23 protein-coding genes and 1 pseudogene are annotated in these 21,667 nt (G+C 60.9%); 14 read left to right on the forward strand and 10 right to left on the reverse strand.

What is annotated here, in order from left to right; all coding sequences use genetic code 11:
• Positions 1-50 precede the first annotated feature (50 nt).
• The 4 genes from aliA to badH form a co-directional block, all read right to left on the reverse strand.
• On the reverse strand, positions 51-1,709 hold the full coding sequence (aliA, locus tag BN2476_RS05075) for a cyclohexanecarboxylate-CoA ligase (RefSeq protein WP_087733068.1): 1,659 nt from the start codon (positions 1,707-1,709) through the stop codon (positions 51-53).
• A 49-nt stretch (positions 1,710-1,758) separates the two neighbouring features.
• On the reverse strand, positions 1,759-2,910 hold the full coding sequence (gene aliB / locus BN2476_RS05080) for a cyclohexanecarboxyl-CoA dehydrogenase (protein ID WP_087733187.1): 1,152 nt from the start codon (positions 2,908-2,910) through the stop codon (positions 1,759-1,761).
• A 62-nt stretch (positions 2,911-2,972) separates the two neighbouring features.
• Complete coding sequence (gene badI, locus BN2476_RS05085) at positions 2,973-3,755, reverse strand: 2-ketocyclohexanecarboxyl-CoA hydrolase (RefSeq protein ID WP_087733069.1); 783 nt, start codon at positions 3,753-3,755, stop codon at positions 2,973-2,975.
• Positions 3,756-3,780: 25 nt separating this feature from the next.
• A complete protein-coding gene (gene badH / locus BN2476_RS05090) occupies positions 3,781-4,548 on the reverse strand; it encodes a 2-hydroxycyclohexanecarboxyl-CoA dehydrogenase (protein ID WP_087733070.1) in 768 nt (255 codons plus the stop codon).
• Between the two features lie 221 nt (positions 4,549-4,769).
• Between badH and BN2476_RS05095 the strand changes: the two genes are divergently transcribed.
• Both BN2476_RS05095 and BN2476_RS47975 read left to right on the forward strand, forming a co-directional pair.
• Positions 4,770-5,186, forward strand: a complete 417-nt coding sequence (locus BN2476_RS05095; RefSeq protein WP_087733071.1) for a MarR family transcriptional regulator — start codon at positions 4,770-4,772, stop codon at positions 5,184-5,186.
• A pseudogene (locus BN2476_RS47975) lies at positions 5,186-5,365 on the forward strand (IclR family transcriptional regulator); the annotation flags it as partial. The gene BN2476_RS05095 and the pseudogene BN2476_RS47975, both read left to right, overlap by 1 nt.
• A gap of 171 nt (positions 5,366-5,536) precedes the next feature.
• Here the strand turns inward: BN2476_RS47975 and BN2476_RS05105 are convergent.
• The gene (locus BN2476_RS05105) at positions 5,537-6,214 is read right to left on the reverse strand and encodes a hypothetical protein (protein ID WP_175607929.1); all 678 of its coding nucleotides are present in this window, start codon (positions 6,212-6,214) and stop codon (positions 5,537-5,539) included.
• A 526-nt stretch (positions 6,215-6,740) separates the two neighbouring features.
• On the opposite strand from BN2476_RS05105, the gene BN2476_RS05110 reads away from it, so the two are divergent.
• Positions 6,741-7,049 (forward strand): hypothetical protein, encoded by a 309-nt coding sequence (locus BN2476_RS05110; protein ID WP_087733072.1) that lies wholly within the window; start codon positions 6,741-6,743, stop codon positions 7,047-7,049.
• A 117-nt stretch (positions 7,050-7,166) separates the two neighbouring features.
• Here BN2476_RS05110 and BN2476_RS05115 read toward each other — a convergent pair whose 3' ends face one another.
• Positions 7,167-8,063, reverse strand: coding sequence for an alpha/beta fold hydrolase (locus BN2476_RS05115; protein ID WP_087733073.1), 897 nt, complete (start codon positions 8,061-8,063; stop codon positions 7,167-7,169).
• A gap of 505 nt (positions 8,064-8,568) precedes the next feature.
• Between BN2476_RS05115 and BN2476_RS05120 the strand changes: the two genes are divergently transcribed.
• Positions 8,569-8,895, forward strand: coding sequence for a DUF4148 domain-containing protein (locus tag BN2476_RS05120; RefSeq protein ID WP_087733074.1), 327 nt, complete (start codon positions 8,569-8,571; stop codon positions 8,893-8,895).
• A gap of 102 nt (positions 8,896-8,997) precedes the next feature.
• The gene (locus tag BN2476_RS05125; protein ID WP_087733075.1) at positions 8,998-9,777 is read left to right on the forward strand and encodes an alpha/beta fold hydrolase; all 780 of its coding nucleotides are present in this window, start codon (positions 8,998-9,000) and stop codon (positions 9,775-9,777) included.
• A gap of 609 nt (positions 9,778-10,386) precedes the next feature.
• Here BN2476_RS05125 and BN2476_RS05135 read toward each other — a convergent pair.
• Positions 10,387-11,772: an FAD-binding oxidoreductase gene (locus BN2476_RS05135; RefSeq protein ID WP_087733077.1), complete on the reverse strand. Its 1,386-nt coding sequence runs from the start codon at positions 11,770-11,772 to the stop codon at positions 10,387-10,389.
• Positions 11,773-12,084: 312 nt separating this feature from the next.
• Positions 12,085-13,452 carry a trypsin-like peptidase domain-containing protein gene (locus tag BN2476_RS05140; protein ID WP_328590277.1) on the reverse strand — a complete coding sequence of 456 codons (1,368 nt, stop codon included), beginning with the start codon at positions 13,450-13,452 and terminating at the stop codon, positions 12,085-12,087.
• Here BN2476_RS05140 and BN2476_RS47980 point away from each other — a divergent pair.
• From BN2476_RS47980 to BN2476_RS05165, 6 genes are all read left to right on the forward strand, one after another.
• Entirely contained in the window at positions 13,345-13,611 is a 267-nt protein-coding gene (locus tag BN2476_RS47980; protein ID WP_235850722.1) for a hypothetical protein, read from the forward strand. The two genes, BN2476_RS05140 and BN2476_RS47980, sit on opposite strands and share 108 nt — an antisense overlap.
• Positions 13,612-14,243: 632 nt before the next feature.
• Positions 14,244-14,552 carry a DUF4148 domain-containing protein gene (locus BN2476_RS05145; protein WP_087733079.1) on the forward strand — a complete coding sequence of 103 codons (309 nt, stop codon included), beginning with the start codon at positions 14,244-14,246 and terminating at the stop codon, positions 14,550-14,552.
• A 110-nt stretch (positions 14,553-14,662) separates the two neighbouring features.
• Positions 14,663-15,280: a dihydrofolate reductase family protein gene (locus BN2476_RS05150; RefSeq protein ID WP_087733188.1), complete on the forward strand. Its 618-nt coding sequence runs from the start codon at positions 14,663-14,665 to the stop codon at positions 15,278-15,280.
• 66 nt (positions 15,281-15,346) lie between these two features.
• Positions 15,347-15,913 (forward strand): TetR/AcrR family transcriptional regulator, encoded by a 567-nt coding sequence (locus BN2476_RS05155; protein ID WP_087733080.1) that lies wholly within the window; start codon positions 15,347-15,349, stop codon positions 15,911-15,913.
• A 177-nt stretch (positions 15,914-16,090) separates the two neighbouring features.
• Positions 16,091-16,516 carry an organic hydroperoxide resistance protein gene (locus BN2476_RS05160; protein ID WP_087733081.1) on the forward strand — a complete coding sequence of 142 codons (426 nt, stop codon included), beginning with the start codon at positions 16,091-16,093 and terminating at the stop codon, positions 16,514-16,516.
• Between the two features lie 37 nt (positions 16,517-16,553).
• Positions 16,554-17,582 (forward strand): alpha/beta hydrolase, encoded by a 1,029-nt coding sequence (locus BN2476_RS05165; protein ID WP_087733082.1) that lies wholly within the window; start codon positions 16,554-16,556, stop codon positions 17,580-17,582.
• A 231-nt stretch (positions 17,583-17,813) separates the two neighbouring features.
• On the opposite strand, the gene BN2476_RS05170 is transcribed toward BN2476_RS05165, so the two are convergent.
• Together BN2476_RS05170 and BN2476_RS05175 are read right to left on the reverse strand one after the other, a co-directional pair.
• Positions 17,814-17,975: a hypothetical protein gene (locus BN2476_RS05170; protein ID WP_235850699.1), complete on the reverse strand. Its 162-nt coding sequence runs from the start codon at positions 17,973-17,975 to the stop codon at positions 17,814-17,816.
• 204 nt (positions 17,976-18,179) lie between these two features.
• A complete protein-coding gene (locus BN2476_RS05175) occupies positions 18,180-18,419 on the reverse strand; it encodes a hypothetical protein (RefSeq protein WP_235850700.1) in 240 nt (79 codons plus the stop codon).
• A gap of 108 nt (positions 18,420-18,527) precedes the next feature.
• Here BN2476_RS05175 and BN2476_RS45340 point away from each other — a divergent pair, with 108 nt between their 5' ends.
• The 3 genes from BN2476_RS45340 (at position 18,528) to BN2476_RS05185 (ending at position 21,576) form a co-directional block, all read left to right on the forward strand.
• Entirely contained in the window at positions 18,528-18,749 is a 222-nt protein-coding gene (locus BN2476_RS45340) for a hypothetical protein (protein WP_143810901.1), read from the forward strand.
• Positions 18,750-19,133: 384 nt separating this feature from the next.
• On the forward strand, positions 19,134-20,942 hold the full coding sequence (locus BN2476_RS05180; RefSeq protein WP_235850717.1) for an MASE1 domain-containing protein: 1,809 nt from the start codon (positions 19,134-19,136) through the stop codon (positions 20,940-20,942).
• A complete protein-coding gene (locus tag BN2476_RS05185) occupies positions 20,923-21,576 on the forward strand; it encodes a response regulator (RefSeq protein ID WP_087733083.1) in 654 nt (217 codons plus the stop codon). Before BN2476_RS05180 ends, BN2476_RS05185 begins: the two co-directional genes overlap by 20 nt.
• Positions 21,577-21,667: the final 91 nt, after the last annotated feature.

The following is a 21,667-nucleotide window of genomic DNA, read 5'->3' on the forward strand; positions in this document are numbered from 1 at the left end:
TTTCCAGAATCCGGCATTCACTCTTGGCACCTCGCCCACAATCTTCTTTATCAGGCGTCCCGCTCGCGCAGCATTTCTCGCAGCCTGAATTTCTGTATCTTTCCAGACGGCGTGGTCGGCATCGCGTCGAGCACCACCAACCGTTCCGGCATGTATTGCGGCGCGACCTTTCTGGACTTCAGGAATTCGACTAACGCCATCAGATCGATCTGCTCGCCGGGCTTCGGGACGACGACGGCACAAGCCCGCTCCCCAAGCCGCTCGTCGGGATAGGCGACGACAGCCACTTGCGAAACGGCGGGATGTCGATAAAGCAGCGCTTCAATCTCGACCACCGGGATGTTCTCGCCGCCGCGAATGATCACGTCCTTGCTGCGGCCGCTGATGCGGATATAGCCGCGCTCGTCGATGTACGCCAGATCGCCGGTGTCGAACCAGCCGTCGGCGTCGATCCCGTTCAGATGCGCGCGCTTCAGATAGCCTGCGAAGCCGGAGCACGAGCGCACGAGTAACCGGCCCGTGACGTTGGACGGCAACATTTCTCCGCCATCGTCGACGACCTTCACTTCGACACCCGGCAACGGCAGGCCGTCGGTCGAAAACGAGCGTTCGTCGTCGTCATCGAGTCGTGTCAACGTGACCGCGCCCATTTCCGTCATCCCCCACGCCGACACGATCTTCGCGCCGATCGCGTTGCGGGCCCGCTCGACGAGTGCGCCAGGAATCGGCGCGCCCGCGCACAGGAACGTGCGCAGCGAAGAAACAGCGGCACCTGTGTCAGCCACCGCGTTGGCGAGATCCGTCAGGAACGCCGTCGACGCCATCGTGAATGTCGCGCCCTCCCCGACGATCAACCCGATCGCGGCTTTCGGCTGCCAGACGTCCTGCACCACGGCGCTCGCGCGCAGTGCGATGGGCATCAACAGTCCGTACATGAAGCCGGTCTGGTGCGCCATCGGCGATGCCATCAGCACGACGTCGTCCGGGCCGAGCCGCATTGCCTCGGCGTAGGGCAGAATGTTCGACATCAGCGTGTTGGCCGTGTGCATCACACCCTTCGGTTCGCCCGTCGTGCCCGAGGTGTAAAGCAGTTGCGTGATGTCGTCGGGGCCGGGACGGCTGCGCGTCAGGATCTCGCGCGCGTCTGGCTCCGCTTCCCAGCAAGGGCCCGACAGCAGCGCCTCGAAGCTGTTCGCGCTGGGGCTTCCGTCGACCAGGCCGCCCACCGCGATGATATGTTCCAGCTCCGGCAGGCTGGGTTTCAGGCCGTTCATCATCTGTTCAAAGTCGAAGCCGCGAAACCGCTTCGGCACGATCATGACCTTGCTGCCGCTGTGCCCGAGCATGAACGACAGTTCCCGCTCGCGGAAGATGTGCATGATGGGGTTGAGCACCGCACCGATCCGCGAGCACGCCAGATACGTCAAGACGAACTGCCACGAATTGGGTAACTGCATCGACACCACGTCATTGCGCCCGACACCAAGACGCGCCAGCCCGACGGCAATCCGGTCGGCCGTCGATGCCATTTCCCGGTAAGTGAAGCGCGTGGTGACGCCGTCCTCGATCTGCACGGCCGTGAGCGCAACCTTGTCCGGACACTCGGCTACGCATGCGTCGAGACAATCGTTGATGGTGCGGCCAGGCCACCACCCATTCGCCGCGCTCGACGCGCGCCGCGGCTCGATCAGTACGGCGTCGAACTCCATATCCTGTCTCCCCTTTTTGTTGGCGTGTCCGGGAATGTCGGTGCCACGTTCAGGCTGGCACCGCATCGCGGCCCGCGTTCGTTCTGGCAATGATTGTCTTCATGATCTGAGCCGTGCCGTCACCGATCTGGAATCCGAGCACATCGCGCAAGCGCTGCTCCATCGGTCCGCGATCGTAGCCGCCGTGTCCGAACGACAGCAGGCACTGATGCACCACGTCGTACGCGAGCTTCGGCCCCCACCACTTGCACATCGCCGCCTGTGCCGTGTGCGGCAATCCACGATCCTTGAGCCACAGCGTTTGCAAACACAGCAGGCGCGCCGCCTCGACCTGGGTTTCGTACTCGGCTAGCGGATGCGACACGCCCTGGAACGCCGAAAGCGGCTTGCCGAACGCCTCGCGCTGCGCGACGTATTCCCACGTTTCTTCCATGCTGACCTTCGCGACGGCGAGCACCTGAAGACCAATCAACGCGCGCGAAAAGTCGAAGCCCTGCATCACCTGTACGAAGCCCTTGCCTTCGTCGCCGAGCCGATGATCGACGGGCACGCGCACGTTCTCGAAGAAGATCGAGCCGCGTCCGATTGCGCGCTGCCCGTGGCAATCGAAGCGGTTGCGCGTGATGCCCGGCAGATCCATCGGCACCAGCACGGCAGACACGCCGCGCGCGCCATCTTCGACGCTGCCGGTGCGCGCAAAGACGACGGCGGCATCCGCCTGATCGGCGGCGGAGATCGACGTCTTCTCGCCATTCAGCACGTAGTGGTCGCCGACGCGCTCCATTTTCAGCCGCAGGTTCGCCGCGTCCGAGCCGCCGCGCGGCTCGGTCAGTGCAATCGCGAGCAGTGCGCGGCCCTGCGTCAGGCGTTCGAGCCACGGCTTCGCGATCTCGGGCTTCGCATGATGAGCAAGGATCTGCCCGTTCAGCGACGCGAGCAGATTGATATACGAGAGGCTCAAATCGGCGCGCGCGATTTCTTCGTGGATGACGCCGGCAGCAAGGCTACCCATGCCCTGTCCGCCATACTGCTCGGGCAACTCGGGCGCGATCAAACCCATTTCTCCCATCTCGCGCATCAGTTCGCGTTCGAGCACGCGCGTCCGGTCGCGCTCCTGGAAACCGGGTGCGACGCGTCCCTGTGCGAAGCGCCGGACGTGTTCGCCCAATGCGGCAAGGTCTTCGTCAATGTAGGGATTCATCATGTCTCCTGGATCTGGCAGGCTCGCATGCAACACGAGCCCTCTGCCCGTGCGCTATGGCGTTACTTTGCGTACTTGCGGAATTCAGGCTTGCGCTTTTCCTGGAAGGCCTTGACGCCCTCGCGCGACTCTTCCGTGTCGTAGTACAGCTTCAGCGCATACAGGCCCATGCCCGCGATGCCCGCCTGATGCGCGGTATCCATGTTGAACGAGCGCTTGGCGATCGCAATCGCGGTCGGGCTCTTCTCCATGATCTCGTCGCACCATTTCTGCACTTCGGCATCGAGTTGCTCGTGCGGCACCACGGCGTTGACGAGGCCCATTGCGAGCGCTTCGCTTGCCGGATAGCGACGGCACAGATACCAGATCTCGCGCGCCTTCTTTTCGCCGACGACACGCGCAAGAAACGCGGTCCCGTACCCCGGATCGACCGAGCCGACCTTGGGGCCCGCCTGAGCGAACACGGCTTTCTCGGAAGCGATCGTGAAGTCGCAGATCGTGCACAGCACGTTGCCGCCACCGACCGCGTAGCCTTGCACGCGGGCAATCACGGGTTTGGGCACGTCGCGGATCGCGTTGTGCAGTTCTTCCATCGGCAAACCGATCGTGCCGCGGCCGTCGTACTGGCCTTCATGCGCCGACTGGTCGCCGCCCGTGCAGAATGCCTTGTCGCCTGCGCCCGCCAGCACGATCACACCGATTTCGCGCGAATAACCTGCCTTGTTGATCGCGTGAATCAGTTCGTCACAGGTGCGTCCGCGAAACGCATTCATCTTGTCCGGCCGGTTGATCGTGATCCACGCTGCGCCGTTGCGTACTTCGTAAAGGATGTCTTCGTAGTTCATGATGTGTATTCCCTGGTCGTTCGGATTAGCCGGCCATCGTCAGGCCGCCGGACACGCTCAGCACCTGACCCGTGATGTACGCGGCATCGTCGCTGGCGAAGAAGACAACCGCGCCAGGCAGATCGTCGGGACGTCCGATGCGGCCAAGCGGAATCGAGCGCTGAAACGCCTCCATCAGTTTTTCGGGGTTGCCCGCCCCTTCCTTGTACTCGGCGAACAGCGCGGTGTCGGTCGGCCCCGGACACACGACGTTGACCGTGATCCCATGGCGCGCGTGTTCGCGCGCGATGGTCTTCGAGAACGACACCAGCCCGCCCTTGCAGGCCGCATACACGGCTTCGCCCGACGAACCGACGCGCGCCGCATCCGACGCGATGTTGACGATCCGCCCCGACTTGCGCGCGACCATCCCGGGCAGCACCGCATGATGCAGATGCAGCGCGCCCGTCAGGTTGATCGCGATGAGCCGCTCCCACTGCGACGGCTCCGTCTTCGTGAATGGCTTGAACACATCCCAGCCCGCGTTGTTGACCAGCACGTCGATAGGCCCGAGCTTTGCTTCCGTCGCGGCCACCGCTGCGTCGACGTCGGTGCGCTGCGTGATATCGCAGCGGATGGCCTCCGCCTTGCTGCCCGTCTCGCGAATGTCGCGCGCCACCTTGTCAGCGGCCTCCAGCGAAAGGTCCAGCACGGCAACCCGCGCGCCTTCAGCCGCAAAGCGCCGGCAGGTCGCTCCGCCAATGCCGCCACCACCACCGGTCACGATGACCGTCTTTCCTTCGAATCGTTGCACAGTCGTCTCCGTCAGTTGCGAGGGGTACTATTGGCACGTCGCGAGCGCTTTACGCCGCATCGCAATACGTCAACATATTGACGTATACTAGTTACACGCAACATTGAAAACAAGAACTGCCATACCAGGAGAATCCCTTGGCTAATTCCCAGAAAAACCGACTATCTGTCAAGATCGAACTGGCCAACAGACTATTTTTTCGCCTCTATCAATGCGCAAATATGTTGCATAAAACAGGGACGAGAGCCGTCGCGGCCGAAGGGTTGACGACACAACAGTGGGCGGTGCTCGGCGCGCTGTCGCGCGAAGAGGCGGAAGGGGGAATGAGCGTGGGCGATCTCGCCCGTTACCTGATGGTGAGCCGTCAGAACCTGTCCGGACTGATCAGCCGGATGGAGCGCGATGGGCACGTGTCAGGTGCCGCGGACGGGCGCGATCGCCGTTCACGGCTGATCACGATGACGGAGTCAGGCCGCAGGCTGTGGGTCCAGCAGGCGACGCCGAAGATCCACGAATACTATGAGCAGGTGCTGGAAGATTTTTCCGTCGATGACGTCACGCATACGCTGCACTATCTTCTGAAGCTGCTCGACAACATGAAACGGCTGGACGACGTGGCCGAACCCGCAGATGAATGACAGGCCACGCATGGATGATGACGATGACAGATGAGCGCGCCCTGGAACCCGCCACCCGACAGGGATTCGAATCGCCGAAGCGATATGGGCCGAGGACACCCACGACGATCAACGGTTTGCTGGAATTCGATCACGCAGCCCGGGCGCGTGGCTACGCGACTATCGACGAGGACTTTGCAAGTCTCGCTTCATCGCTTTTCGGCAGAACGCGATAGATCGCAGCGACACTGAGTTGCCCGCGAAAGTCGCCATGTTCATGGCCATGGGCTCCGTCGTTCCAATGCCGTGCGCCGCGAGCTTGCCTCGACGGTCTTGCTGCCAGCAGTCTGACGCCAGCAAGTGTTTCCCGGTCACACGCTCCCTGGCGACGCTTGACCAGTCGGCAGTGAGTTGGCGCTCGCCGGAGTGTTCCACGGCTTCGCCTGCTCAAGAACCATTTTCCGGCGGTTTTCTCTCGCGGCAATGAGCTCGTCAAGCTCCCGTTCGAGATCAGCGTCCGCGGCGCCTGGGTTCCACCGTGCCGCGCCATGCTTCTTTCGTGTCAGGCTCGCCAGCACGAGTGCCCGTTTCGCCAGTTTCGCGCACTCGAATTCCACATGGTCACAGACATCAGAGGCGAGCGCGTATTCCCACGTCGAGCCGACATACTCACGCGCGTAGTGGACCGTCGCCGGGAAGTCGCGCAGAAGTGACGTGTTTCTGTGATCCAGCCACTTCCATTCGATCGTGGGATACGTGAAATCGGGCACGTGAACGCCATTCACTGGCTGGCTGTTATTCGTGCGGATTGCTTCATCCGATGCCCAATCCGCCTTGTGCATCATGGCGCGACAGGTGCGCGCGTATTTCTCCAGCGAGAGCGCCACCTCCAGTGAAGCATCCCGCCGTTCGCGACGATGGACGCGCCTGTCTCTGTACGAGTTCCATCCGATCGCCACGATCGAGCCGATGACACTCGACGGGACGACGATCCTGAGCGTGCTCTGCCAGTCGAACTGCTGTACTACCTGAAACCATGCCGGTGTCATGTCCTAACTCTCCGACGCGTGCGCCGTCTGCCTGTTTGTAGTCCGCCCGTACCGCAGCGAGAAGATCCAGCGCGCTTTGCCTATACGGGGGCATATCGCGGAGCCGCCATCTTCTTCTCGTTTTGTCGCAGGATTGTAAAGGCAGCGCGCGCGGGAAAGGTTGTGAAAAAGCCGCACCGACGCGTGTCGAGCCGTGCCGCGCTTTTGACCCGCTTCTGGCCCGCTTCTGGCCCGCTTCTCCTGCCCGCATTCCGGCCCGCATTCCGGCCTTCTGGCCGTTCAACAGCCCGCAGAGGAGCCAGCGCATCGATTCGCGCGCCGGGCTTCCCCCCAAAAAAAAGTCACCGTGCTCTGCCTGCACCCGATGCTTGCCTCATCGGCTGATGCCTCCATTCGATTCTTCTGACAAATCGGCAAAATTCGGCACGTCGATTGCTTCCTTCGTGCAGCGGGCATCCGTTGGCGGCGTGTAAAGCCGACGCACACGGCTCGTCTCTTCTCGCTGAGTATTGCAGGGAGGAAATCCATGTCCACCCGTTCTTATACGTCGTATCGCGGTTGCAATATCGAAGTCCAAGTCACGCCAGCGAAGTCGCGTGCGCTCGGCGGCGTATATCGGCGCTTCCGTGTTTCGTGGACGGTCTCTTTACCTGATGATCCGAATCAGAAAGTTGCCAGCTTTCCAGAGCAGTTCGATTTCCTCACTGACCAGGAGGCATTCAGGTATGGGGAGAAACGAGCGCACACATTTATTGATTGCATGCTTTCGACTCCCTCGATGAAGGGAATGGCCAGCGACGATTCCCAGCAGGGAGACCAGGCATCCAGCGTCTAGTTGCTTTCACGACCACCTTGCGCGGACCGAATGGCAACGGACGAATTTCGGCGAGCGGCACGCGCAACTCCTCCGCGTAGCTCGCTCAAGGACGTCCGAACAATTGTGGAAACCGGTTCAAAGCGGATTGCCGCCATCGAGTGAGCCATCGGCAAGAAAGCCGCGAACCAGGGCAATCGTCGCTCGTGGGTTTTCTTCCATCACCCAATGGCCTGAGTCCGGTATAACGCTCTCTCGCACGTCGTCGGCAGCTGACCGCATCACCACGGCCATCGTTGTACCGAAGGACTTCTCGCCCCCGACCGCCAGCACCGGCATCCGCAGCCGCGCGCCGGTGGCGAGCCATGCGCGGTTGTCCGCCGCATCCTGATCGAAGGCCGCGAATTGTGCGAAGCCCGCACGCATGGCGCCGGGCAACGCGTAAAGTTCGGCGTAGTGGACCCTTGCCTCCTCATCGAACCTGGCGGGATCGGCCGAGAACTCGTTCCAGAAGCGGTCGAGATAGATGCGCTCGCGACCCGCGACAAGTCGCTCCATGTCAGCTCCGCCGAAACGGAAATGCCAAAGCATTGGGCTCTTTAGTATGTCGTCCCACGGGCCAATTCCCGGAATGGGTGCATCGATCAGCACCAGCCGCCTGATCCGCTCCGGATGCTGCACGGCGAACTGAAAAGCGACCATGTTGCCGATGTCATGTGCAACGAGGTCGATCTGATCCACGCCAAGGTCAGCGAGCACGCCCGCGATATCGGCCGCCGGAGTCTTCTTGTCGTAGCCGTGAGCAGGTTTCGAGGACAGGCCCAGACCGCGCAAGTCGGGAACGATCACCTGATGGTCCCGCGCGAGATCGACCGCCATTGGTGCCCACATATCACCCGTCTCCGCATAGCCATGCAACAGCACGACAGCGGGACCGTTACCGCCAACGCGGACAGACAAGGTCGTCCCGTTAGTCTGAATATCCTGCGTCCGAAAATCGGTCGGGAACGACCGCGTACCTGTCAGAGGGGGCATCGGTTATCTCCTTTGAAATTGCGGGGCGCTACGAACGCCAGGGCGCACATTCACCGTCGATGGTCGGGCACGCACCGGCTTGCTAAATCGCATTTTTCCGGTAGATCAGAAGCGGCTTGGGTCCATATGAATTCCGTCGTCGACAAGCATATCCGCAGTTCGAATTGAGCGTTCGTTCGAACGCTCATCGCATACCGCCTTCATGCGCGCGATCTGCCCCAAACGCTGCTGCGCCGTCGCTCGCGCAACGGCATTTGTTAATTGAAGCGACGCGAGCGGGACTTTTGTACCGCAATGTATCTACCACCGTTCAAGAAATAGTGACGTACATTTCCGCACGTTCTGGAAACAAGCCAGATACATGCGCGGGTTCAAATAACGTCACGCAAGGTTGATTCATGACAGTGCGACTCGCCGGGAGAGACGGAATCGCGAATGCAACGTGCAACGCGCGACGGCCACCCGGAAGCATCACCGCAAGCCATTCAACTTCTGGAGAATACTCATGAAACTCGTGCAATCCCTCTTCGTCGCAGCATTGATCGCCGCTCCTGCTATTTCGTTCGCGCAGTCGAACCAGCCGCTGACCCGTGCGCAAGTGCGCGCTGAACTTGTCCAGTTGCAGCAGGCCGGCTACGACCCCGCTAGCGACAACGCACAATACCCGAAGAACATCGAAGCAGCGCTGTCCCGCGTTCAGGCGCAAAAGGATGCATCCTATGGCGGCGTCGCAGCGGGTCAGGCGAACTCGGGCTCGCGTCATGACACGGCGCAAGCGCCCGCCGCGCAACAAAACATCATCGGCCTCGAACCGATCTACGCGCACTCGTGATCGTAGCTGCTCCGAAGCGAATACGTGAGAGCGCCTTCGCTTCGGAGCACACGGCCAGTCGCACATACATCCATCGATAACGAATCATTCAAAGGCACCACAATGACAAGAACGTTCAGAACCTGCCTCGCATTCGCCATGATGCTGTGCGGACTATTCGCGCTGCAAACCGCGCGCGCCGCATCGCAAGCCGATCTCAAAGGCACCAGCGTCGTCCTCGTGCATGGCGCGTTCGCCGACGGATCGAGTTGGAACCGTGTCATCCCTATTCTCGAAGCGCACGGCTTGCACGTCGTCGCCGTGCAGAATCCGTTGAGTTCGCTCGCCGACGACGTCGCTGCCACGAAGCGCGTCATCGATCAGCAGAGTGGCCACGTCGTGCTCGTCGGTCATTCGTGGGGCGGCGTCGTCATCAGCCAGGCAGGCAACGACGACAAGGTCAAATCCCTCGTGTACGTCGCGGCATTCGCGCCGGATGGCGGACAATCGATTGCCGACATGACGCAAGGCATGAAGCCGCCAGCATGGGCGAACGAATTGCAGAAGGATGCAGCCGGCTTTCTGACGCTGTCGGACAAAGCGGTAAAGGAAGACTTCGCGTTGGATCTGCCCACCGCGCAGCAGCGCATCGTCGCCGCGACGCAAGGACCGTGGTTTTCCGGCTGCATCGACGACAAGGTGACACAGGCCGCGTGGCATCGGAAGCCTTCGTACTTCGTCGTCGCCGGTCGCGACAGGATGATCGATCCGCATCTGCAAGACCAGATGGCCAAGAACATCAATGCACAGGTGACGCACGTCGACGCGAGCCACGTCGCGATGCTGAGCCAGCCCGAAGCCGTCGCCAACGCGATTCTCGCCGCTGCCCGCCGGGCGCGGTAAGCGACGAAACACACGACGAAAACGACCATGATGACGGAAGCCGGAGGACCTGAAACCCTCCGGCTCGATCGCGCTCGCGCTTGACATCGACATCGACATCGACATCGACATCGACATCGCATGAAGCAAATGCAAGCGCATAAGCCGCTCGCCGTCATTCGATCGAGTGCTTCCTGTAGCACGCCGCGCGCCCTATCCTCGATCAGAACCTACGCCGGCTCGCACGACATGTCCGAAGGGAAATTGATCAGAAATACGAGTCACGCGTCCATCACGACATCGCGCGAGATTCGCGCCGTGACTGGTCGCTCGTCACGCGACCCTGATGTTGCAGACGTCGTTGGCTTACGTTGGCGGCCCTTTCGAGACTCGGATCGTCAAACCCGCGTTGCGGAATCCGCACGAGCGGATTCTTGAGTGATTCAACCGCTTTCCTTCGAAGAAATGGTGCCGGCAACAAGCGTATGTGCAATCACGATGAACAGCGACGCTGAGCGGTATTTCGTCAGCGCGATACCGCTCGTTTCAGCGGTGCAGTCGTATCGTTCCGTCCGCGTGCCCGGCGATGCGTGCTTCGCGATGAGCGACGCGCATCGCCGGTAGACCCATTCACCCACCCGGCTCGGGCGCGATGTTCTGATTCAGGCGGAACAGGTTCGTCGGGTCGTACTTTGCCTTGATCGACGCGAGCCGACCGAGCTTGGTTCCATACGCTGCCTGCAATCCGTCAACGCCCTCGTCGCCGCCCAGGTAGTTGACGTACGCACCGGGCGCTGTGTACGGACGCAGCGCGTCGAGCAGCTCGCGCGTCCATGCAATGTTCCGCTCACTATCCTTCGCATCGGACCATGCAGACGTGACCACGATATTCCACGGCCAGTTGCGATGGCCGAAGGCGGTCGCGGATTCGGGAACACGGCTCCATGCGCTATTGCCATAATTCTCCAGCACGATCACGGTCTGCCGTGACGGGACACGCGCAAAACGATCGACCACGATATCGACGGCCGCGTCGTCGAGTGCCTTGAGATAGCTCGATTTCCAATAGCCGTGCAGGCCCGGCGGCCACAGGAAATCCGCCATGCGCTGAGCTTCGTTGTATGGCGTCGGTGCGAACTTGTCGACAAGGGGCGGCCCGTATTCGCGCAAACGCTGCAAGACTTTCTCTCCTTCTTCGACGGGACCGGCGTAGACGCCACCGAGACCTGCGACCGGGGCGCCGCGCATCGGTGGAGGCAGCGAAGGATCGTCCGGCATGTGAAACAGAAGCGCGCCTAGCGTCGATTCGTCCGGGGCTTCCGCTTCGAGATCTCGCCAGCTGCGAATCGCACTCGCAGCTGCGCTGGCGGGATGGAGCACAATGCCGGCAAGCACGGTTCCGGCTGGATGCGCCTGGAATTCGAACGACGTCACCACGCCGAAGTTGCCTCCGCCGCCGCGTATCGCCCAGAAGAGATCCTCATTCTCGCGGCTGTTGGCCTTCACTTTGCGACCGTCGGCGAGCACTATCTCGGCGCCCAGGAGATTATCGAGCGCGAGTCCATGCTTGCGGACGAGCCAGCCGAGGCCGCCACCCAACGTGAGTCCGCTTACCCCAGTGATCGACACGAAGCCGCCCGTGGCGGCAAGGCCGTGCAACTGAAGCGCGTCATTGACGTCACCCCAATTGCAACCGCTTTCCACACGCACGGTGCGCGCCGACGGATCGACCGTGATCGCTTTCATGAGCGACAGATCGATCACGACGCCGTCGTCGCATACCGCGTAACCAGCGACGTTGTGACCGGTGCTGCGTATGGCAAGCGGCAGGTTGTGCCTGCGTGCGAGCGTCACGATCCTTGCCACGTCGTCGGCGTCGACGCAGCGCGCGATCAGAACAGGACGCCGGTCGATCGAGGCATTGAACACGGCACGCGCCTTGTCGTATTCCTGATCCCCCGATTGAATGATTTCGCCCTGGAAGCCCGATTGGCGAATTTCAGAAGAATTGATCATCGTTTTCTCCTTCGGTGATTCGCCCGTCACTTAGTAAAACCATGTTGACGTAAAACGCTACGCAGACACGTCGGTATCCCGGCGCCGATGAAGCGTCGGCTTCTTTTCGAAAAGCGAATGGCGATCGCAGATCAGCCGACGCACTTCTCCAGCACTTCGGCGCAGGTGATCACTGACGATCGGTAAATCGGGTGGTTCAGAACGGGCGTCACTTGCGCCCGGTACGGCCCAGGTTCACTTTAGGAAAATGTAAGCCGTATATCAAGATTCTCGACAGGATTGGTTCGATTTGCGTTGCGAACGCCGTGTAAGTCAATTCAGCGTCTGCGCTTGCGGTGGTGTGAGCTCACGCAACTGGAATTTACGGTTGTCGTTGAACAACCAGTCCTCGAAGAGTTCTAGCTGCCCGCGTCCATTGAGCAGTTGCGCCGGCGGCTGCGGCAACGGAGAAGAGCGGCGAAGAGATGCGAGCGCAATGCTCTCAGCGTCGCCGTCGCCATTCGTCCGATACACCGAGGATTCGATCACGTGTCCATCGCGGTCCACGACGAACGAAACCACCACAACTGAGCGCAGCATTGCCTGGGGATTGCCGTGCAGCACGTCCGACGGATTGCTCTTCTCAATGCGCTGCGCGACGGCGACCTGGTATTGGTCGAGCTGGGCGGAGGGCGCTTGCACCTCGTTCGCCATCAGATCCGGATGCGCGTCGCGCGCGGGCTTTTCGGTCCTGTTTTTCTCAGCCCTGTCGACTGGATGTGTCACCTGCCCCAAACGATCGCCGCCGCCAACTGTATCTGCGTGCCGGCTTCCGACACTCCTCGCGTCGAGGATGGTAACGGCGACGCTCATCGGTTGCCGGGCACGCACCAGTTGCACTGCGGTAGTCCCTCCGGGGCGCAGTTTTGCCACATTCTCGAGGAACGCGGTCGCGTTGCCGATCGCGCCGTCGCCGATCTGAACGATCACGTCCCCCGGCACGATGCCAGCCACTGCGGCTGGCGATTCCGGCTTGACCGCGTTGACCAGCACCCCTGACGGCTGAGGCAAGCCAAGTGCAGCGGCAACGCCCGTACTGACATCCTGCACGTCCAGACCCAGGCTATCGGGCACCCGTCCCACCGGACGTTCCTGCCGGCTTTGCAAAGTCTTCAACAGGACATTGGCAGCGTCGACGGGAATGGCAAACGTTATTCCCGTATGTCCATCGACATCCGGGTGCATCTGCACGCCGATGCCGATCACCTGGCCGGCCCGGTTGAACAGCGGACCGCCGGAATTGTCGGGATTCGTCGCTACCTCGGTCTGGAAAAACGTAAGCCGCTGGCCATTGACAAGCGTGGTTGGCACAGCGCTCACGATGCCCACTGCCACCACGTTGTCCCCTGCAGACGTCGTTCCGATCGCAAGTACCGGTTCGCCGACGAGTACGTGTGAAGCGTCGCCTAGCCTGACGACGGGCAGATTCGTTGCGTCGATCTTGAGAATCGCCACGTCGCTTGCGGTATCGACCGACAGCACCTTCGCCTTGTACGCACGATGGTCGGTCATGGTAACCGTCACATCGCGCGCATGATCGATGACATGCGCTGTCGTCAGGATGAGGCCATCGGCACTGGCGATGAAACCCGAACCAGCGCCCGTCATCACACCTGGAAAATGGCCCGTCATTGGCCGCATCGTTGGCGGCGAAGTATTGAAAAACGCAACAAGCGGATCGGCGGGATCGACGACTTCTACTGCCGGTGGCTTCTGCCTGGACTGCGCGATAACGCTGACCACGGCGGGACCATATCGGTCGACGATAGCCGGAAAACCGCCAGGCTCGCTTTCCCCTGACCCGACTGACACAGCGTCGGCTTTTCCCGGCGGAGGTTGAATGACATCGGCAGCCATCGCTGCAGGCAGTGAACCGGAAATGCCGACGACGACGGCAAGCGCGATAGTCCGCAAAGCCCTGCGAACGCGCTTCTGGAGTAACACGAACTACTCCTGATTCTGCTCGTCGGTTCGACCGAACGCCTTCTGGCGGCAATGCAACTGCTGCTAAGGATGGCGAGAAGAACCGGCACGCCTCTCGCGCGTTCGATTTACCGAAGCATACGGAGTGCCCGGTGCCGCGCTGCTGCCAGGCGCGCACTCTCGCCAGCGACCTCCAGCATCGGAGCACATCTCATCGCCCCTTGAGCCGATATAGAACTCCCCACATCAATCGCTCGAGTACATCCTCGACGCGTTAATGTTTCAATGACTGTTGCGATTTTTTTCTTCGCTCGCTCTATGGTTTGGCGCCAATTGTCAGACGAGCGTCTGCGGCGCTGAGTCGAGCCGACCTCGAACTCGAAGGATCGATGACCGCAACCGCAAAACGGTTCAAACAAGAGCCGCGCGCAACGGGTTTTCGACGAGCCGCCGCGCCGGCGCGGATTGCAGCCCTCGTTCCGCGCTGATTCATTGAAGGGAGACGTGGCATGAAGAACTCGCCGACGATCTGGCCAGTGCTTCTCGCATTGGCATTCTCGCTCGCTGGCTGCGTCACAGGCGTCGTGCCGGAAGGCGCGACGCATCTGAGCGCAACGCAATGCCGCGACCTCACCGCTCTCAGAAACAACGCACCCATCACGCAAGCGCGCAACAGGAGTGAACTCGCCGCGCTAGAGGCAGCGGGGTATGACCCGTCGCGGTGGTTCGATCCGTACTATCCGGATGATCTGCAGGCGGCGCAACGTCAGGTGGATCATTGGTATCAGCAGGATTGCCAGCAGACGCGGCCTGATTGAGGCACGCGCGGCACCAGGTGCAGGCCGCCGGGCTGGTTGTCGATTCACATGCGGATCGTTCGTCGTATATCCAAGGACCGGCGGTCGGGTCCGAAGACCTGGAGAACAACATGCGCAAGCTCATCGTTTCCGTTTTCATCAGTCTGGATGGCGTAATTCAAGCTCCTGGCGGGCCTCAAGAAGATACCAGCGACGAATTCCGCTTTGGTGGCTGGATCGTTCCCTATGCCGACGAAGCCATCAGCCAAAACCTGCAGGACCTGCGCTCGCAGCCGTTCGACTTGCTGCTCGGGCGCAGCACCTACGACATATTCGCGGCGTATTGGCCGCACGTACCGGCCGATTCAGGCAGCCGCGCCATCGCTGACCTGTTCAACAGCGTACCCAAGTACGTGGCCACGCATCGATCCGCTACCCTCGACTGGCAGAAAAGTCATGCGCTGGAGGGCGACCTCGCGGACGCGATCCGCGCGCTTCAACGTCAGGACGGCGCCAATCTGTTGACGTTTGGCAGCGGCGACATGGTGCGCCAATTGCTCACAGCGGGCCTGGTGGACGAGCTTCGGCTGCTGATTTACCCCGTCATGCTTGGGCGCGGCAAGCGCTTGTTCGGCGACAACGCACTGGCGTCTGCCTTCACTCTGGCGCACTCGACCAGCACGCCCGGCGGTGTGCTGATTACGCGCTACATGCGCGACGGCGAGGTGCGCACAGGCGCGTTCGATTAAATCGATTAACAATTCCTGTAGCAAAGTAGCTTGACATTCTATCTAGCAGTAGATAAAGTGCGACCCATGGAACCGACAACCACAGTTCGCGATCAGATTCTCGACCACGCCATCACGTTGATGATGCTCCGCGGTTACAACGGGTTTAGCTACCGTGACCTGTCGGGGCTGGTTGGCGTGAAGACATCGAGCATCCACTATTACTTCCCGTCGAAAGACGACCTGGTGCTCGAAGCCGTCAACCAATACAGCGGCGGCATTCTCTCCGCGCTTGGTTCTATCGACGCTTCTCTTCGGGCAGATCAGAAGCTCAGTAAGTACACAAAGCTGTTTGGCAGAACCCTCGGCGAAGGCGATCAGATCTGTCTGTGCGGCATGCTCGCCGCCGATATCGAGGCATTGCCCGATAACGTGCGCGCGGCGGTGCAGGCCTTTTTCAAGGCCAACGAAAGCTGGCTCGCAAAGGTACTTGCGCAAGGTGCGAAGGAAGGCACGTTGAACGTCAACGGCAAGCCCGAGCATGTCGCACGAACGCTGTACGCCGCCTATCAGGGCAGCGTACTTGCAAGCCGGCTGTTCAGGACGAAGGCGCGGCTTGAAGAAATCGAGACTTCGTGGAAGGTTTCGAAGTAGAGGTATTGTAGGCGGTCGAGCACCGCCTTTTGTTCGGCTATGGCATCTATCTTCTAGTAGATTCATAATTGGCGATACGCATCGAAGAAGGGGTCGAGGTTCGCACGGTTGTCTATCTATTAGTAGATACAAACAAATCGCACCGCATTTCAACCACTGTTTGTCAGGAGTTACATCATGTCGATCGAAAAAGTTCTGTACCGCGCCCACGCTCATGCCACGGGAGGCCGCGACGGCCGCGCCGTCGTCCCCGAAGGCAAGCTCGACTTCAAGCTGGTCACGCCGCGCGAACTGGGCGGTGCGGGTGGTGAAGGCGCCAATCCGGAGCAGTTGTTCGCCGCCGGCTACAGCGCATGTTTTCTTGGCGCGATGAAGTTCGTTGCGGCGCGCGACAAGACGCCGATTCCCACGGACGTCTCCATCGACGGCAGCGTCGGCATTGGCGCGATCCCGAACGGCTTCGGCATCGAGGTCGAACTGAAGATCGCGCTGCCCGGCATGCCCCGCGACGCCGCTCAGTCGCTGATCGACAAGGCCCACATCGTGTGCCCGTACTCGAATGCAACGCGCGGCAACATCGACGTCACGTTGACGCTGGTTTGATCGACTTCGCCGCAATGACACAATACTGGAGCACAAAATGAAAACCCTGAAGCCCCTCATTCTCGCCGTCGTTCTCGCCGCGAACACCATGATTGCTTCGGCAGCAACGCCCGCCGCGCAGGCAACGCCGGACCGCGTCACGACGGCATTCCTGACGCAGCTCAACAGCGGCACGGGTCCCGCCATCAATACTTTGCCTCCCGCCAAGGCACGTCAGGTGCTGATCGATGCGCAGAACAGCGTGAAGGTCGACCTGTCGGGCATCGAAGTGTCGAACCGTACGATCGAACAGGACGGCATCAGCGTGCCGCTGACCATCGTGCGTCCGCAAGGTGCGACGGGCACGCTGCCCGTGTTCATGTTCTTCCACGGCGGCGGCTGGATACTCGGCGACTTCCAGACCCACGAACGGCTCGTGCGCGACCTCGTCGTTCAATCCGGCGCGGTTGCCGTGTTCGTGAATTACACGCCTTCGCCCGAGGCTCGTTATCCTGTCGCGATCAATCAGGCGTATGCCGCAACCGAATGGGTCGCGGAACACGGCAACGAGATTGGCGTGGACGGCAGCCGTCTCGCCGTGGTCGGCAACAGCGTGGGCGGCAATATGGCGGCCGTCGTGAGCCTGATGGCGAAGGACAAGCACGGTCCGCAAATCCGCTTCCAGGGTCTGATGTGGCCCGTTACGGATGCAAACTTCAACGATGGCTCGTACCTCGCCTACCAGAAGAACCATTTCCTGACGCGAGCCATGATGCAGTGGTTCTGGGACGCCTATACGAAGGACCCGGCGCAGAGGGCGCAGGTTTACGCTTCGCCGCTGCGTGCCTCCGAGGACGAACTGCAGGGACTGCCGCCCGCATTGATTCAGGTTGCGCAATTCGACGTGCTGCGTGACGAAGGCGAAGCATACGGACGCAAGCTCGGCGCAGCGGGCAACGAAGTCACGACGACGCGCTACAACGGCACGATCCACGATTTCGGTCTGCTCAATCCGCTCGCCTCCGATGCGCCGACGCACGCTGCGACGAAGCAACTCGCGAACGAAATCAGGACGCGGCTGCAATAGTCGTTTGATTCCCGTCGCGGTGGAGTGTCGGACAAGCCATCGTGCCGGGCTCCGGATTTCGGCGAGAGCGTCAACCTTGAGCGCTCTCGCCTCTCCAACGACATTGCCCCTGCTCGACAGTTGTCTACGTCAGGGATCACATCGCGTACATCCGCGATGTGTTTGCGAAGGCATCACTCTGCCTTTAGCTTCATGGCGCTACTTGCGCACTGAGGCGCTCGGACACGAGACTCACTTCAGGGCAGCCTGCTCACGGACGATGAACTCGGCATACCAGTCCGGCCAGTTTTCGTCGTGCTTGCCGGTTAGTTTCTCGTGCTCGCCGTGCGCGGCCGCAGCGCGGCGAAGCGCACCCGCAGGGTCCATCGACGAAGCGAATGTCGTTTCGAACATCTCCACCCTTCCGGGAAGCCGTGTCGTTACTTCCTGGAAAACCCAGCCATTTCCATCGGGATCGCTGAACGAAGCGAAAGAACTCGCGATCAAATCCCGTCTGCGAAAGATCAATGCCAGGCTCGGTGCGCACAACCGAACCCAGGCCGTCGCGTCAGGAAGAGAGAAAAGCTTGATTCCCCGTCGCCGACTTCGCGTTCGACGTCATCTTGTCGAAGTCGCATCGTCGACTTGCATGTCGACAAACGGTGTCGCGGTCATCGCCACTGCGACGTGATCCGATGCCGGTAAAAGACCAGCAAACGCTGCGATACCTGTCGCGCACATCACCGCAACAGAGATCGCGGCGACGATGACGAGCGAACGACGGGTCGCGACGGATGCGACAAGGTTCCGCAGGATGAGCATGGCCATCTCCTGTATTGACGCGTCGATGGTTTGCAACAACCACGCCAATGGAGATGGCATCCGCGCCACTCTCTTCGACATCGTGGCGTTTGGCCGTGTTATCGACGTTTGCACGCGGCGAGCGATTGGCAAACGAATGCCTCGATGTTGGGTTCGACCCAACACAGCACCGCGCCCGCTAGCTTCAAAGCCGACACCGACACCGCCAGAGGCGTCTTATCGCCCGTTGCCTGCACGATGCAGGCGCTCGAACAGGCGCAATCCACTGGCAACGGTAATCGCGCCCGCGCATATCGCGCAGCCTGCGAGCGCAAGTTTCGCTTTCAAGTACTTTGCCGATTCCATATAAACGTTTTCGGCTACTGAAAGAACCATTTCACGACACGTCAACGGCGGACCTGTCACCCTTCTAGCTAACGGGCGACAGGACAATCACATCCACCTTGGGTCTGACAGGGTTTTGGCACGTCAGCGATCTCTGCCAACGAGCGCTGTGTAGCATTTGATTAACGCGGTGGGTACTACCACAATCATGACTTCAGGTGCCGAGCGACTTAGTGACGGGCGACTCCCCAACTTCAATTCCCGCAAGCCGCAAAACATCGATGACGAGAAAGACGTTGCACTCGTTGCCAATGACGAACACGCGCGAAAGTACGAACGGCACATGTCTCAAACATCAGTCGAAAGGCACATTTTTTCCGTTGTTGCGGCGTAGTATTGCGTTCGGTCGGCGTAGCCTTGATTGTCGTGACACACAGGGTATCGGGAACTACCCACCGTCCCGCAAGTGTCGTCACATCGGTGCGTATTTGGCACTTCGAGCACTTCGAGCACTTCGAGCACTTCGAGCACTTCGAGCACTTCGGCTTCAGGATGAAGCGAACAATGGGAACCATCCGGGGCAATTCCAGGTTCAGCCTTTTCCTGTACACGGGGATCGTTGCATTGGCCTATTACGCAGGTGCAAAGATAGGTCTCGCCTACGCCGTCGTGGGCGGCGCGATCTCCCTGGTGTGGCCTTCCAGCGGTATCGCTCTTGTTGCGCTGCTCGCTCTGGGCTTCAGAGTTGCGCCGGGGATTGCCATTGGCTCATTCCTCGCCAACGTGTCGGGGGGCGTGCCTGTTGAGGTGGCTGCCGTGATTGGCACCGGCTCAATGGTCGGCGCCTTGACGGCAGCAATCGTATTGAGCCGCGCGACCCGATTCCAGATCACGCTCGATCGCATCAACGATGTGTTGGCCTTCATTGCCGTCGCCGCCGTGATGAGCACGGCGGTCAGTGCGCTGGTCGGCACGACTGCCCTGCTAGGAGGGGGCCTCGTGCCCGTCACCCAGTACGTCGCTGCCTTTCTGAAATGGTGGCTCGGCGACATGATGGGGGTCCTGGTCGTGGCACCGCCGCTGTTCAGCTTCATCACGTACTCTAACCCTGTCCGCTCCGCGGAGCACGCCATCGAGGCATGCGGACTGACCATTGCGACCTTCTGGGTCAGCTACCTCGTCTTCGGCGCCCCTCAACTTGCCGGGCACGGCTACTATCCTGCAGCCCTGGCGATTTTCCCGTTCATCATCTGGGCGGCTCTGCGCTTCGAGCACCTCGGCACCAGCATCGCAACGCTGATGGTCTCAGTCGTGGCCATCCTGGGCACCAAGCACGGCACGGGCCCCTTCGCCGCCGAATCTCCAGTGGACAGCCTCGTACGGTGGTGCACCTTCGCGAACGTCGTGGCGGCAACGGGACTGCTGCTGGTGGCGGCACGTGCTCAGGAGCAGCGCGTCTATCGCCTGCTGCAGGCAGCGCAAATCGAACTGGAACGACGCGTCCAGGAGCGAACGGAGGATCTGGAGAAGGCGAACAATGAACTCAAGGAGGAGATGGCGCGACGCCGTCTGCTCGAAGGAGAACTGATCCAGATCGCCGATCAGCAGCAGAGGTTGATCGGCCGTGAGCTGCATGACGGACTCGGGCAACAGCTGACCAGCCTGGGACTGTACTGCACCGCCCTGAATCAGAAACTGCAGACGCAAGCCCACCCAGCCGCCGCAGATGCCGCTACCGTCGTCGGATTGGTGAAGCAGGCGTCCTTGATGACCCGCAGGATTGCCCATGGCCTGGACCCGGTCGCGATGGAATATGGTGGCCTTGCGGCCGCACTGCACGGGCTGGCGGACACGACTCGCACGCTCAACGGTGTGGATTGCACGCTGCGGATCGCACCGGACGTGGACTTCCTCGATCCGCTCATGCAGATCAACCTATACCGTGCAGCGCAGGAAGCAGTCAGCAACGCGCTGAAATATTGCCACGGACACCGCATCTGGATCGACCTGGAGCGCGCGGGCGGTCTGCAGACGCTTTCGATCAGCGACGACGGCGTCGGCATCGGCCAGGAAGAAATGGAGCGTGCCTCAGGACTTGGGCTGCACAACCTGCGTCACCGGGCAAGCCTTCTGGGCGGCTCTTGCACCGTGACTCGCAATGGTCTGGGTGGCACCACGGTCGCCATCAGCTATCCGCTACCGGAGGGTCCTGGCCATGCACGAGAAATCCGCTAGAACCCAGATCCTGATCGTGGATGACCACCCGATCATCCGCGAGGGGATGACACATCTGCTGAATCTGCAAGAGGATCTGCACGTCTGCTGCGCAGCCGGAAGCGCCGAACAGGCTCTCGCGGCGATGGACTGCCGGCCCGACATGGCCATTGTGGACATCAGCCTGCAATCGGACTCTGGCCTGGAGCTTGTCAAAACTCTCCGTCATCGCTATCCGGATCTGGTCATTCTCGTCCTCAGCATGCATGACGAGAGCCTCTTTGCCGAACGCGCACTGCGGTCCGGGGCAAACGGGTATCTGATGAAACTCGAGGCCACAGAGCACGTGATGAGTGCGATCCGCGAAGTGCTGGCAGGCAATGTTTACTTGAGCGCCGCCATGCACGAGAAGCTGGCGAGAGCCCTTACGGTTCCGCATAAAAAGCCGGAGGGCCGAATTGCGAGCCTGTCGGAACGGGAATTCGAGGTCTTGCACCTGATCGGCCTCGGCTTCAGCACCCGCGAAATTGCAGGGAAGCTGAACCGGAGCGTGAAGACCATCGAGGCGCACCAGGCCAATATCAAGGAAAAGCTGAATATCCGCAGTGGCAAGGAACTCATGCGGTTTGCCATTCAGTGGATCGAGAGCCAATAGGGCGGAGCCAGCCCGACCAGGTACTGAATAGGGCAATCCCCGAGTCTCTTTTAGGACGAGGGCCTTATTCATTCGCATGTGGCCAGCGAAT

Source organism: Paraburkholderia piptadeniae (assembly GCF_900007165.1).
Taxonomy (GTDB): domain Bacteria; phylum Pseudomonadota; class Gammaproteobacteria; order Burkholderiales; family Burkholderiaceae; genus Paraburkholderia; species Paraburkholderia piptadeniae.

Coding starts and splice junctions, on each gene's coding strand:
- BN2476_RS05105 (WP_175607929.1), bottom strand. CDS start 6,214: ATGACACCGGCATGGTTTCAGGTAGTACAGCAGTTCGACTGGCAGAGC.
- BN2476_RS05135 (WP_087733077.1), bottom strand. CDS start 11,772: ATGATCAATTCTTCTGAAATTCGCCAATCGGGCTTCCAGGGCGAAATC.
- aliB (WP_087733187.1), bottom strand. CDS start 2,910: ATGAATCCCTACATTGACGAAGACCTTGCCGCATTGGGCGAACACGTC.
- BN2476_RS45340 (WP_143810901.1), top strand. CDS start 18,528: ATGTTGGGTTCGACCCAACACAGCACCGCGCCCGCTAGCTTCAAAGCC.
- BN2476_RS05150 (WP_087733188.1), top strand. CDS start 14,663: ATGCGCAAGCTCATCGTTTCCGTTTTCATCAGTCTGGATGGCGTAATT.
- BN2476_RS05160 (WP_087733081.1), top strand. CDS start 16,091: ATGTCGATCGAAAAAGTTCTGTACCGCGCCCACGCTCATGCCACGGGA.
- BN2476_RS05110 (WP_087733072.1), top strand. CDS start 6,741: ATGTCCACCCGTTCTTATACGTCGTATCGCGGTTGCAATATCGAAGTC.
- BN2476_RS05185 (WP_087733083.1), top strand. CDS start 20,923: ATGCACGAGAAATCCGCTAGAACCCAGATCCTGATCGTGGATGACCAC.
- BN2476_RS05140 (WP_328590277.1), bottom strand. CDS start 13,452: ATGCGGCCAATGACGGGCCATTTTCCAGGTGTGATGACGGGCGCTGGT.
- BN2476_RS05115 (WP_087733073.1), bottom strand. CDS start 8,063: ATGCCCCCTCTGACAGGTACGCGGTCGTTCCCGACCGATTTTCGGACG.
- BN2476_RS05170 (WP_235850699.1), bottom strand. CDS start 17,975: ATGTTCGAAACGACATTCGCTTCGTCGATGGACCCTGCGGGTGCGCTT.
- aliA (WP_087733068.1), bottom strand. CDS start 1,709: ATGGAGTTCGACGCCGTACTGATCGAGCCGCGGCGCGCGTCGAGCGCG.
- BN2476_RS05145 (WP_087733079.1), top strand. CDS start 14,244: ATGAAGAACTCGCCGACGATCTGGCCAGTGCTTCTCGCATTGGCATTC.
- badI (WP_087733069.1), bottom strand. CDS start 3,755: ATGAACTACGAAGACATCCTTTACGAAGTACGCAACGGCGCAGCGTGG.
- BN2476_RS05120 (WP_087733074.1), top strand. CDS start 8,569: ATGAAACTCGTGCAATCCCTCTTCGTCGCAGCATTGATCGCCGCTCCT.
- BN2476_RS47980 (WP_235850722.1), top strand. CDS start 13,345: ATGATCGATGACATGCGCTGTCGTCAGGATGAGGCCATCGGCACTGGC.
- BN2476_RS05095 (WP_087733071.1), top strand. CDS start 4,770: ATGTTGCATAAAACAGGGACGAGAGCCGTCGCGGCCGAAGGGTTGACG.
- BN2476_RS05155 (WP_087733080.1), top strand. CDS start 15,347: ATGGAACCGACAACCACAGTTCGCGATCAGATTCTCGACCACGCCATC.
- BN2476_RS05165 (WP_087733082.1), top strand. CDS start 16,554: ATGAAAACCCTGAAGCCCCTCATTCTCGCCGTCGTTCTCGCCGCGAAC.
- BN2476_RS05125 (WP_087733075.1), top strand. CDS start 8,998: ATGACAAGAACGTTCAGAACCTGCCTCGCATTCGCCATGATGCTGTGC.